The sequence below is a fragment of the Saccharopolyspora sp. NPDC049426 genome (assembly GCF_040676935.1).
GTDB lineage: Bacteria > Actinomycetota > Actinomycetes > Mycobacteriales > Pseudonocardiaceae > Saccharopolyspora.
In genome coordinates, this window is sequence record NZ_JBFAPZ010000002.1 from 105,183 (window position 1) to 116,937 (window position 11,755).

An 11,755-nucleotide genomic window follows, 5' to 3' on the forward strand; every position below is an offset into this window, starting at 1 on the left:
CTGCCATCGAAATAGGTAACATTCGTGTTGTGAAAAAGGTCGGGACGTCGAAGCCGACCGCAGCCGCCACCGAGACGGGGCCTGCGGGCCAGCTCGGCACGGCTGCGCAAGGCGACGGCCGGACCCGTCACACGGTTGCGCGGTTGCTGCTGGAACGGGGGCCGATCACCGCTGCGGCGGTGGCCGAAGAACTCGGGGTCAGCCCCACCGCGGTGCGCCGGCACTTGGACGTGCTGGTCGCCGAGGGTGAGGCCTACACCCGGGAGTCCTCTCCGCGCGGCCGTCGGGGTCGTGGCCGGCCCGCCAAGCTCTACCTGCTCACCGAGTCGGGCAGGGCGAGGTTCGGGCACGCCTACGACGACCTGGCGGTGGCGGCACTGCGGTTCATCGCCGAACACGAAGGGGAACAAGCGGTGCGCGAGTTCGCCGAGCGGAGGATGGCAGCTCTCGTTGCCCATCACCGCGACGCTCTCGTTGCCGCTCGGACCCCGGCCGAGCGCGCGGAGGTACTGGCCGACGCGCTCACCCGGGAGGGCTACGCTGCCTCGGCGCGCAGCGTCGGAAGCGGCGAGCAGCTCTGCCAACACCACTGCCCGGTGGCGCACGTGGCTGCGGACTTCCCGCAGCTGTGCGAAGCCGAGACGGCGGCGTTCGCCGAAGTACTCGGCACCCACGTGCAGCGGCTGGCCACGATCGCGAACGGTGATGCGGCCTGCACCACGCACGTACCAACCGCGCGGTTGACGGATCCGGGCCAGAGCCCGGACGCCGAACAGACCTCTGCCGGTTCGGTCCCGAAGGACCGGCAGAACACCGCCCCGATTCCTGCTGGAGGGGAGTCCGTATGACTGCCGCTGCGGAGCAGCGCAATCCCACCACCGACGGTTCTGGTCAGCTCACCCAGGAAGAAACCCTGGCGACGCTGGGCAGCTACGAATACGGCTGGGCCGACAACGACGTCGCGGGCGCAACCGCCAAGCGAGGTCTGTCCGAGGACGTCGTCCGCGACATCTCGGACAAGAAGAGCGAGCCCGAGTGGATGCTCGAGACTCGCATGAAGGCCCTGAAGCTGTTCGACCGCAAGCCCATGCCGAACTGGGGCGCGGACCTGTCGGGCATCGACTTCGACAACATCAAGTACTTCGTGCGGTCCACCGAGCAGCAGGCCCAGACCTGGGAAGACCTGCCCGAGGACATCAAGAACACCTACGACAAGCTGGGCATCCCGGAAGCGGAGAAGCAGCGGCTGGTCGCCGGTGTCGCCGCGCAGTACGAGTCCGAGGTCGTCTACCACCAGATCCGCGAGGACCTGGAGGCCCAGGGCGTGCTGTTCCTGGACACCGACACGGCCCTGCGCGAGCACCCGGAGATCTTCAAGGAGTACTTCGGCTCGGTCATCCCGGCCGGTGACAACAAGTTCTCCGCGCTGAACACCGCCGTGTGGTCGGGTGGCTCCTTCATCTACGTGCCGCCGGGCGTGCACGTCGACATCCCGCTGCAGGCCTACTTCCGGATCAACACCGAGAACATGGGCCAGTTCGAGCGGACGCTGATCATCGTCGACGAGGGCGCCTACGTGCACTACGTCGAGGGCTGCACCGCTCCGATCTACTCCAGCGACTCGCTGCACTCGGCGGTCGTGGAGATCATCGTCAAGAAGGGCGGCCGCTGCCGCTACACGACGATCCAGAACTGGTCGAACAACGTCTACAACCTGGTGACCAAGCGCGCCAAGGCCGAAGAGGGCGCGACCATGGAGTGGGTCGACGGCAACCTCGGCTCCAAGGTCACCATGAAGTACCCCTCGGTGTTCCTGATGGGCGAGCACGCCAAGGGCGAGGTCCTGTCCGTCGCCTTCGCGGGCGAGGGCCAGCACCAGGACGCCGGCGCGAAGATGGAGCACCTGGCGCCGCACACCTCCTCGACGATCGTCTCCAAGTCGATCGCCCGCGGTGGTGGCCGCACGTCCTACCGGGGTCTGGTCAAGGTCGCCAAGCGCGCCCACCACTCCTCGTCGAACGTCAAGTGCGACGCGCTGCTGGTCGACACCATCAGCCGCTCCGACACGTACCCGTACGTCGACGTCCGCGTCGACGACGTGACCATGGGTCACGAGGCGACGGTGTCCAAGGTCAGCGATGACCAGCTGTTCTACCTGATGCAGCGCGGTCTGACCGAGGACGAGGCCATGGCGATGATCGTCCGCGGCTTCGTCGAGCCCATCGCGCGCGAGCTGCCGATGGAGTACGCGCTGGAACTGAACCGACTGATCGAGCTGCAGATGGAAGGGGCCGTCGGCTGAGATGAGCACCACCAAGACCGACGACGCCGCTCAGCACGGCCTCGCCGAGCACTCCCACGGGGGGCCTGTGGTTCCGCAGGCCTCCCGCGGGGAGCGCTTCCGCTCCTACGACGTCGAGGCCTTCGAGGTCCCGGGCGGTCGCGAGGAGGACTGGCGGTTCACCCCGCTGAAGCGGCTCAAGGGCCTGCACGACGGCTCCGCCACCGCCACCGGCAACCTCAAGATCGAGGTCACCGGTGAGGCGAACGTGGAGACCGTGGGCCGCGACGACGCGCGCATCGGCAAGGGCGGCGTGCCCGCCGACCGCGTCGCCGCCCAGGCCTGGAGCGCCTTCACCGAGGCCACCGTGGTCACGGTGCCCAAGGAGACCAAGCCCGACGGGCCGATCACCGTCACGATCGACGGCCCCGGCGCGGACCAGGTCGCCTACGGCCACCTGCAGATCCACGCCGAGCAGTTCGCCGAAGCCGTGGTCGTCATCGACTACCGGGGCTCGGGCACCATCGGCGACAACGTCGAGTTCGTCGTCGCCGACGGCGCCCAGCTGCGGGTCGTGTCCATCCACGACTTCGCCGGCGACGCCACGCAGGTCAGCTCCGAGCACGCCACCCTCGGCCGCGACTCGGTGTTCCGCCACTTCGCCGTCACCCTCGGCGGCGACCTGGTGCGCGTGAACACCACCGTCAACTACGCCGACAAGGGCGGCGACGCCGAGCTGCTGGGCATCTACTTCGCCGACGCGGGCCAGCACCTGGAACACCGCATGCTGGTCGACCACAGCGTGGCCAACTGCCGCAGCAACGTGCTCTACAAGGGCGCGCTGCAGGGCAATTCGGCGCACTCGGTGTGGATCGGCGACGTGCTCATCCAGGCCGCCGCCGAGGGCACCGACACCTACGAGCTCAACCGCAACCTGGTGCTGACCGAAGGTGCGCGGGCCGACTCGGTCCCGAACCTGGAGATCGAGACCGGCGAGATCGAGGGAGCCGGCCACGCCAGCGCCACCGGCCGGTTCGACGACGAGCAGCTGTTCTACCTGCAGGCCCGGGGCATCCCGCAGGACCAGGCCCGCCGCCTGGTCGTGCGCGGCTTCTTCGGCGAGCTCCTGCAGAAGATCAACGTGCCCGAGGTGCGCGAGCGCCTCGAGGCCGAGATCGAGGAAGAGCTCGCAGTCGTCGGCGCCTGAGCGCCACGATCGATTTCAGACTTTCGGCACCACACACCAGGAGAACGAGAAGAAATGGCCACCCTGGAGATCAAGGACCTGCACGGTTCGGTCCTCACCGAGGACGGCCCGAAGCCGATCCTCAAGGGCGTCAACCTGACCATCGACTCCGGTCAGATCCACGCCATCATGGGGCCCAACGGCTCCGGCAAGTCGACCCTGGCCTACGCGCTGGCCGGTCACCCCAAGTACCAGATCGACTCCGGCACGGTGCTGCTCGACGGCGAGGACGTCCTGGAGATGTCCGTCGACGAGCGCGCCCGCGCGGGCCTGTTCCTCGCGATGCAGTACCCGGTCGAGGTGCCGGGCGTGTCGATGTCGAACTTCCTGCGCACCGCCGCCACCGCCGTCCGCGGTGAGGCCCCGCAGGTCCGGCACTGGGTCAAGGAGGTCAAGCAGGCGATGTCCGACCTGGACATCGACCCGTCCTTCTCCGAGCGCAGCGTCAACGAGGGCTTCTCCGGCGGTGAGAAGAAGCGGCACGAGATCCTGCAGCTGGACCTGCTCAACCCGAAGTTCGCGGTGCTCGACGAGACCGACTCCGGTCTGGACGTCGACGCCCTGCGCGTCGTCTCCGACGGCGTCAACCGCTTCAAGGGGAAGGGTGACAAGGGCGTTCTGCTGATCACCCACTACACCCGGATCCTCAAGCACATCACCCCCGACCGCGTGCACGTGTTCTCCGACGGCAAGGTCGTCGAGTCCGGCGGCGCCGAGCTCGCCGACGAGCTGGAGAACAGCGGTTACGTGCGGTTCACCGGCAAGAAGGAGGCGGCCGCCCAGTCATGACCCAACAGCCTCTTCGCACCACTGGTGTGAGTACTTCAGCGGACGTGGTGCCCCTGGACGTCCGGGAGATCCGCGCGGACTTCCCGATCCTCGGGCGCACCATCCGCGACGGCAAGCGCATGGTCTACCTGGACTCCGGGGCGACCTCGCAGCGTCCGCGCCAGGTGCTCGACGCGGAGCGCTCCTTCCTGGAGACCTCCAACGCCGCCGTGCACCGCGGCGCGCACCAGCTGGCCGAGGAGGCCACGGACGCCTATGAAGGCGCGCGAGAACGCATCGCGAACTTCATCGGCGTCGGGGATGACGAGGTGGTGTTCACCAAGAACGCCACCGAGGGCGTGAACCTCGTCGCCTACGCCATGAGCAACGCCGCGACGGCCGGGGCGGAAGCCGAGCGCTTCCGCCTCGGCCCCGGCGACGAGGTCGTGGTGACCGAGATGGAGCACCACGCCAACCTGGTGCCGTGGCAGCAGCTGTGCGAGCGCACCGGCGCCACGCTGCGCTGGTTCGGGGTCACCGAAGAAGGCCGGCTCAACACCTCGGACGTCGCCTCGGTGATCTCCGAGCGGGCCAAGGTCGTGGCCTTCACGCACCAGTCCAACGTGCTGGGCACCGTCAACACCGGCGAGGAGATCATCCGCCGCGCCCACGAGGTCGGCGCGCTGGTCGTGCTCGACGCGTGCCAGTCGGTGCCGCACGCGCCCGTGGACTTCAAGGCCATGGGCGTGGACTTCGCGGTGTTCTCCGGGCACAAGATGCTCGGCCCATCCGGGGTCGGCGTGCTCTACGGGCGCCGCGAGCTGCTCGACGCGATGCCGCCGTTCATCAGCGGTGGCTCGATGATCGAGCTGGTCCACATGGAGCGCTCCACGTTCGCCCCGCCGCCGCAGCGCTTCGAGGCGGGCGTGCCGATGACCTCGCAGGTCGTCGGGCTCGGTGCGGCCGTGGACTACCTCAACGCGGTGGGCATGGACCGGGTGGCCGCGCACGAGCACGCGCTCACCGAGACCGCGCTGCGCGAGCTCAGCGCGATCGAGGGCGTGCGGATCATCGGCCCCACCAGCACCGAGAACCGCGGTGGCGCCGTGTCCTTCGTGATCGAGGGCGTGCACCCGCACGACGCCGGCCAGGTGCTCGACGACCAGGGCGTGGAGGTCCGGGTGGGCCACCACTGCGCCTGGCCGCTGCACCGCCGGATGGGAATTCCCGCGACCGTCCGGGCGTCGTTCTACCTGTACAACGAACTGGATGAGGTCAAGGCGTTGGTGGATGCGGTGCGCGAGTCGCAGCGCTTCTTCGGGGTTGCCTGACTTTCGACCGAGGATCGCGACATGCAGCTTGAGCAGATGTACCAGGAGATCATCCTGGACCACTACCGCAACCCGCACCGGCACGGGCTGCGGGAGCCGTTCGACGCCGAGTCCTTCCAGGTCAACCCGACCTGCGGGGACGAGGTGACGCTGCGGGTGCGGTTGACCGGTGAGGACGAGAACGCCATCGTCGAGGACGTCTCCTACGCGGGACAGGGCTGCTCGATCAGCCAGGCGGCGGTGTCGGTGCTGACCGACCTGGTCGTCGGCAGGCCGTTGAAGGAAGCCCTGGAAACCGAGGCCGCGTTCAGCGAGCTGATGCACGGCCGAGGCAAGATCGAACCGGACGAGGACGTGCTGGAAGACGGCATCGCCTTCGCCGGCGTGGCCAAGTACCCGATGCGCGTGAAGTGCGCGCTCCTCGGCTGGATGGCCTTCAAGGACGCGGTCGCCCGCGCGTGAGAACGGTGCCAACAGACTTTCAGGAGGCAATGTGAGCGACGAGACCCAAGTGCAGGACGACGTGGCGCGCACTGCCGACGCCCTGCCTGAGCAAGCCGCCCCGGCGGCCGAGGTCGCCAAGCTGGAGGACGTCGAAGAGGCCCTCCGCGACGTGGTCGACCCCGAGCTGGGCATCAATGTCGTCGACCTCGGGCTGGTCTACGACGTGCGCGTCGAGCAGGACAACTCCGCGACCGTGGACATGACGCTGACCTCGGCGGCCTGCCCGCTGACCGACGTCATCGAGGACCAGGCCCGCGCCGCCCTGTGCGGCGGACCGGGCGGCGGCCTCGTCTCGGACTTCCGGATCAACTGGGTCTGGATGCCGCCGTGGGGACCGGAGAAGATCACCGAAGAGGGGCGCGAGCAACTACGAGCCCTCGGCTTCACGGTCTGATCCTTATTGAATCCCGCGGTCCGCTTGCGTGGCGGTGCGGGTAGCGGAACCTCAGACGCCTTCTGGCTCCGGGATCCGAGGCTTGTGTATGTCCAATACACGGCGCTTCGGCTGTCCTCCCCAGAAGACGTCTGAGAACCCGCGGCGGTGCGGGTTGCTCGGGTGGTGAAGGAGGAAGCGGCTTCGCCGCTTGCCTGACGTTGCGGCTTGCCTGATTTGAGAGGCCCCTGGCTTTCGTGCCGGGGGCCTCTTCTTCCTCAGTAGCCGTAGTGCATCTGCTCGGGGTCCTGGGTGGGGAAGCCCATGGGCGGTGACGGCGGGGGTCCCTGCGCGGGTGGTGGCACCGGCGGGGGCGGGGTGCTGGTCAGGGGCGGTGCCTGGGCCAGGGGTGCTCCGGGGCCCTGTCCCCTGAGGACCTCGATCCGCTCCGAGCCCGGTCGGGACATGACCCAGCTCGATCCGGCGAGCTGCTTGGCGTAGTGCTTCAGCGGGGCGAGCTTGCTGGACGCCTCGTCGTAGTCGGAGACCGTCTGCGTCGTGCACACCAGCGTGGCCAGCGAGACGGTGATCTCCACTTCCCCTGCGGTGCGGGACGTGCCCAGCACAGAGTCGGCCAGCGTGACCAGGTCGTCCAGGTCGGCGACCAGCAGGAAGTCGTCGCCGCCCACGTGACCGACCTGCACCGACGTCAGCGATGCCGCCGCGTCGGTGAGGCTGCGCCCGATCGAGCGGATCACGTCGTCACCGGCGGAGAAGCCGGCCGTGTCGTTGACCGCCTTGAAGCCGTCTATGTCCAGCCAGCTCACCGCGAAGACCTCTCCGGCGGCGATCCGCCGGGCTACGTCGCGGGCGATCGCGTCGCTGCCCGGCAGGCGGGTCAGCGGGTTCAGCGCGGCGGCCTCCTCGACCTTCATCTCCGCCATGCCGCGGATCAGGTCACCGGCCCGGACCGCCCCCAGGCAGCGGCCGGCCTCGTCGACCACGATCGCGTCGTCGTACATCCGGTACTGGTCGGAGCGGGTGACCATGCTCAACGCTTCCATCGCGGTGGTGGCGGTGTTGACCACCCGCGGCTCGTCGGCCAGCCGCGAGGCCGGGCGCTTGGCGTGCAGCGCGTGCCCGTACGGGCCGGTCACCGCCAGCAGGAAGCGGTTGCGGTCGATGGTGTGCCTCGGCCGGTTGTACTCGTCGACCAGCACGACACCGCTGATCTCGGTGTGGTCGGCCAGCACCTCGCGCACCTTGTCGGAGGTGACGTCCATGGACAGCACCGTCGCGGGCGAGAGGAACTCGGTGACGCGCGGGCCGCTGGCGAGCGTGTTGACCGACGGCGAGTGCGGGTCGGTGACCTCGGCGGCCACGCCCGGAACGGTGCTCGTCGTCGGTGGCCTGCGGCCGGCCGGTGCGAGCAGGTTGCCCTGCACCAGGCGCACGCCGTTGCGCCGCAGCGCGTTGAGCTGGCGGTCGCTCTCGACGCCTTCGGCGACCAGCTGGCTCTCGGTGGCCTCGCACAGGTGCCGCACCGACTCGACGACGGCGACCCGGGCCGGATCGTCGGGCAGGCCCTGCACGACCTCCCGGTCGAGCTTGATGGTCGCCGGGCCGATGTCGCCGATCAGCGTCAGCGGGATGTCGCCCTCGCCGACTCCGTCGAGGGCGATCTGGAAGCCGTCCGAACGCAGCTTGCCGATGCCCTCCAGCAGCTGCTCGGGGTCGATGCGGGCGAACGGCGGTCCGATCTCGAGGGTGATCTCCTGCTCGCGCCTGCCGACCTCGCGCAGCTTCTCGCGCAGCAGGGTCAGCCGGTCGTGGTCGTGGACCACGGTGCCCCCGAAGAGGTTCACATGCAGCGGGAGCAATGATTCGTGCTCCGCCGCTGCCTGGACGGCGTTCACGGCCAAGTCCACATCGAGCTCGGTGAGCCGACGAAGGCGCGCCGCTTCCCGGAACAGGTCTTGGACGTGCGCGCCCGCCGGCCGGGCCAACGCCTCGATGGCGACGATGGCACCGGTCTTGATGTTGATCAATGGCTGGAACGCGAAGCGCACTTCGTCCACCAGCGCGAGCACGGAGTCGATATTGCCTCGACTCATACTTCTCCAGCGACCGTGTTCACGATCTGTTCACCGACATCTCAGCTCCTCCTCGTCGGCGGAGCGCCGCCATTCCCGCCGACCAACTTAGCGTGCTTGAGCAGCACGTAACATCAGCCGGACGAACGGTGCGTGGCACCTGGCACCTCATTCCGAGTCTGCCCGATCACACTGCGTAGACAACGGCCAGAGCCTATCGGGTAAAGGCCTGCACGCAGCGTGAACGTTCTGTGAATAGGGTGACTCGAAAAACAGCAATGTGATTTGCGCTTCCCGCGATCGGCGCAAAAGCGGATGTCATTTCACCGCTTATTCATCGAAGAATTGACGCAGATCAACTTCCGCCGAGACCGTGTTTGGCAGCGGGGTGCCCGAACGACATCCCGCCCAGCACGATCCTACGGCGGACGCTCCACGGAACCCGGGCGAACAGCGCCGACATGGCGCTCGCCGTGCCCGCCGAGGTGCCCTCACCCGACAGGAACTCGACCCGGTGCGCCTCGGGCAGCGCGAAGAACGCCTCGAAGAACTCCGGCACCAGCTCCGGCGGCAACGACAGCAGGGCGCGCAGCGACCGCTGCCGCAGCACGTGCGCGGCCAGCACGTCCGGCGGCCACAGCACCTGCCAGCCCGCCCGCGCGGCGGTGGCAGGACCCGGCGTCCCGCCCGCCAGGCCGCCGGAGAGCGCCGCCGCCAGCCACGGGGCGCGGCGCAGCGCCCGCGCGACGCTGAAACCGCTGGCCGGGTGCACGAACCCGGCCGCCGCGCCGAACGGCACGACGCGGCCGGGCCGGGGCAGCGGATCGTCGACCGGGAACCGCACCCGCTCCTCGGTGAACCGCGACTCGGGGTCGATCCCGGCGTCGGCCAGGCGCCCGGCGAGCCTGCGCCGCAGCAGGGCCAGCGGCAGCGCGGGACGGCGGGCGAGGGAGGTCTCCTCCAGCAGCACCTGGTCGGGCCCCACCCGCACCGCGTACAGGAACGTCGGCCAGCCGCCCCGGGTCCGCGGCGCCGAACGCCAGTCCATGAACACGCCCTCGCCAGGGCCGCAGAACGCCTCGGCCGTGGCCGAGTCGACGATCCAGCCCACCGCGGTCTGCTGCGCAGGCGGGTGCGCCGGCCGTCCGCCGGACAGCGTTCGCGCAGGTCCGGTGGCGTCGACGACCACGCCGGCCGCGAGCCGCCTGCCGTCCTTGAGCATCAGCGTGGAGCCCGTCGGGCCGTGCTCGGCGGCGACCGCGCGGCCGGTCACCTCGGTGACGTCGGCGCGCCACAGGTGCTTCCACAGCGCCGTGTTGTCCAGCACCGCGTAGGGCCGCCGCCACACGTGGGAGCTCGTGCCGTGCAGGTGAACGCGATCCATCACCGTCGACAGCGCGGCGACCTCGGGCGGCAGCTCATCGGCCCAGGAACCGAAGGTGCTCGCCCAGCCGCTGCGCGGCGCCGGATCGACCAGCGTCACCGCCAAACCGGCGTCGCTGCAGGCCGAGGCGGCGGCCCGACCAGCAGGCCCGCCTCCGACCACCACGACATCCGCCACCCGATCATCAGATCACGACCGCCCTGGGACGTGCGTGGTGGCCGCCTATACCTTGACCGCATGGAGGAAGTGCAACCACGCGCCGCCCGCCGCAGCGATCGCACCGGGCACACCGTGCCGGGTGACCTGGCCGCGAGCCCGTTCCGCGCGGACCGCGACAGGATCTCCGCCTCTGCCTTCTTCGCGCGGCTCGGCGGCGTCACCCAGGTCGTCAGCCCGTCCGGCTCCGGCCTGCTGCTGCACAACCGGCTCACCCACAGCCTCAAGGTCGCCCAGGTCGCCCGCGCCATCGCCGAACGCCTGCTGGCCGACCCCGTCACCCGGGCCGAGCTCGACGAGCTCGGCGGATGCGATCTGGACGTCGTCGAGGCCGCCGGGCTCGGCCACGACCTCGGGCACCCGCCGTTCGGGCACCTCGGGGAGAGCGTGCTGGACCGGCTGGCGCGCGAACGCTTCGCGCTGCCCGACGGCTTCGAGGGCAACGCCCAGACCTACCGCGTGGTCACCCGCATCGACGTGCGCGGCGTGGAGGGCAAGGGCCTGGACCTGACCGCCGCCGTGCGCTCGGCGCTGCTGAAGTACCCGTGGACCAGGAACTCGCCGGTTCCCCGGCAGGCGGCCGAACTGCCTCGCGGTGCGTCGGAGCCCGCCGGGGCACCGGGCACCGGGGCGGCGAAGTTCTCCGCCTACAGCACCGAGCTCGACGACCTGCTCGACGCGCGCCTCCCGTTCGAGAAGGTCGTGCCGGACTGGCAGCAGACCGTCGAGGCGTCGATCATGGACACCGCCGACGACATCGCCTACGCGATCCACGACCTGGAGGACTTCCACCGCGTCGGCATCCTGCAGTTCACCTCCGTGCACCACGAGCTGCAGGAGTGGCTCGGCCACAGCGTGGAGTTCGCGGCCGAGGAGCACGTCGCCTCCGGCGACTCGCGGCCCGGCGCCTCGCTGGAACTGCTGCGCCGCCGCCTGCACGCCAAGGACGGCTGGATCGCCGACGACGAGGCGTTCAACGACGCCGTGAAGAAGGTGCGCACCGAATTGGCGGTGGACCTGCTGGAGGTGCCCTTCGACCGGTCCCAGCAGGCGGAGCAGGCCGTGGCCAGGTTCTCCGCGGACTGGACCCGTCGACTGGTCGAGGGCATCCGCGTGGACCGGGCCGTCCAGCCCCGCTCCGGCCACGTGGCGCTCGCACCCGAGCAGTGGCACGAGGTGCAGGTGCTCAAGTTCGTGCACCGGCACTTCGTGCTGCAACGCCCGGACCTCGCCCTGCACCAGCGCGGCCAGGACAGGCTGATCAGCAACCTCGTCGAAGCCCTCGACGAGTGGCTGATCGACGAGGTCGAGGTCGCTCCGCACCGGCTGCGCGACCTGTTCGGCCTGGCACGCGAGGAGTTCGACGAGCTGCCGCGCGAGATGCTGCCCGCGGATGCCGACCTCACGACGCTGGCGCGGGGCCGCGCGGTGATCGACTTCATCGCCTCGCTCACCGACGACCAGGCCGCTGCGCTGCTGGAAGCGCTGTCGGGACGCACCACGCAGCTGTGGAACGACACCTTCGTCCTGTAGAGAGTTCCAGGCTCGGTTCGCTTGGC

The 11,755-nt window shown here is 69.6% G+C and carries 10 protein-coding genes; 8 read left to right on the forward strand and 2 right to left on the reverse strand.

The features are described from left to right. The first annotated feature begins 29 nt into the window (after positions 1-29). Genes AB0J78_RS03635 through AB0J78_RS03665 form a run of 7 tightly spaced genes read left to right on the forward strand, consistent with a single transcriptional unit; the run spans position 30 to position 6,524 of the window. The gene (locus AB0J78_RS03635; RefSeq protein WP_363786586.1) at positions 30-848 is read left to right on the forward strand and encodes a metalloregulator ArsR/SmtB family transcription factor; all 819 of its coding nucleotides are present in this window, start codon (positions 30-32) and stop codon (positions 846-848) included. Further along, positions 845-2,302, forward strand: coding sequence for a Fe-S cluster assembly protein SufB (gene sufB, locus AB0J78_RS03640; protein ID WP_132678068.1), 1,458 nt, complete (start codon positions 845-847; stop codon positions 2,300-2,302). Before AB0J78_RS03635 ends, sufB begins: the two co-directional genes overlap by 4 nt. 1 nt (position 2,303) lies before the next feature. After that, positions 2,304-3,488, forward strand: a complete 1,185-nt coding sequence (gene sufD, locus AB0J78_RS03645) for a Fe-S cluster assembly protein SufD (protein ID WP_363786588.1) — start codon at positions 2,304-2,306, stop codon at positions 3,486-3,488. Positions 3,489-3,542: 54 nt separating this feature from the next. Further along, the gene (gene sufC, locus AB0J78_RS03650) at positions 3,543-4,316 is read left to right on the forward strand and encodes a Fe-S cluster assembly ATPase SufC (RefSeq protein ID WP_363786590.1); all 774 of its coding nucleotides are present in this window, start codon (positions 3,543-3,545) and stop codon (positions 4,314-4,316) included. Further along, entirely contained in the window at positions 4,313-5,626 is a 1,314-nt protein-coding gene (locus AB0J78_RS03655; protein ID WP_363786592.1) for a cysteine desulfurase, read from the forward strand. The genes sufC and AB0J78_RS03655 overlap by 4 nt, the downstream gene beginning before the upstream one ends. A gap of 21 nt (positions 5,627-5,647) precedes the next feature. Then, a complete protein-coding gene (gene sufU, locus AB0J78_RS03660; protein WP_363786594.1) occupies positions 5,648-6,088 on the forward strand; it encodes a Fe-S cluster assembly sulfur transfer protein SufU in 441 nt (146 codons plus the stop codon). A gap of 31 nt (positions 6,089-6,119) precedes the next feature. After that, a complete protein-coding gene (locus tag AB0J78_RS03665) occupies positions 6,120-6,524 on the forward strand; it encodes a metal-sulfur cluster assembly factor (RefSeq protein ID WP_132685186.1) in 405 nt (134 codons plus the stop codon). Positions 6,525-6,781: 257 nt separating this feature from the next. Here AB0J78_RS03665 and AB0J78_RS03670 read toward each other — a convergent pair whose 3' ends face one another. After that, on the reverse strand, positions 6,782-8,617 hold the full coding sequence (locus AB0J78_RS03670) for a GGDEF domain-containing protein (RefSeq protein WP_363786597.1): 1,836 nt from the start codon (positions 8,615-8,617) through the stop codon (positions 6,782-6,784). 334 nt (positions 8,618-8,951) lie between these two features. Beyond that, positions 8,952-10,157, reverse strand: a complete 1,206-nt coding sequence (locus tag AB0J78_RS03675; protein WP_363786599.1) for a lycopene cyclase family protein — start codon at positions 10,155-10,157, stop codon at positions 8,952-8,954. Between the two features lie 60 nt (positions 10,158-10,217). On the opposite strand from AB0J78_RS03675, the gene dgt reads away from it, so the two are divergent. Next, positions 10,218-11,729, forward strand: a complete 1,512-nt coding sequence (gene dgt, locus AB0J78_RS03680) for a dGTP triphosphohydrolase (RefSeq protein WP_363786601.1) — start codon at positions 10,218-10,220, stop codon at positions 11,727-11,729. Positions 11,730-11,755 lie beyond the last annotated feature (26 nt).

Bases quoted from the DNA above. Each gene is read 5' to 3' on its own strand.
- sufB (WP_132678068.1), top strand. From the start codon at position 845: ATGACTGCCGCTGCGGAGCAGCGCAATCCCACCACCGACGGTTCTGGT.
- sufD (WP_363786588.1), top strand. From the start codon at position 2,304: ATGAGCACCACCAAGACCGACGACGCCGCTCAGCACGGCCTCGCCGAG.
- sufC (WP_363786590.1), top strand. From the start codon at position 3,543: ATGGCCACCCTGGAGATCAAGGACCTGCACGGTTCGGTCCTCACCGAG.
- AB0J78_RS03655 (WP_363786592.1), top strand. From the start codon at position 4,313: ATGACCCAACAGCCTCTTCGCACCACTGGTGTGAGTACTTCAGCGGAC.
- sufU (WP_363786594.1), top strand. From the start codon at position 5,648: ATGCAGCTTGAGCAGATGTACCAGGAGATCATCCTGGACCACTACCGC.
- AB0J78_RS03670 (WP_363786597.1), bottom strand. From the start codon at position 8,617: ATGAGTCGAGGCAATATCGACTCCGTGCTCGCGCTGGTGGACGAAGTG.
- dgt (WP_363786601.1), top strand. From the start codon at position 10,218: ATGGAGGAAGTGCAACCACGCGCCGCCCGCCGCAGCGATCGCACCGGG.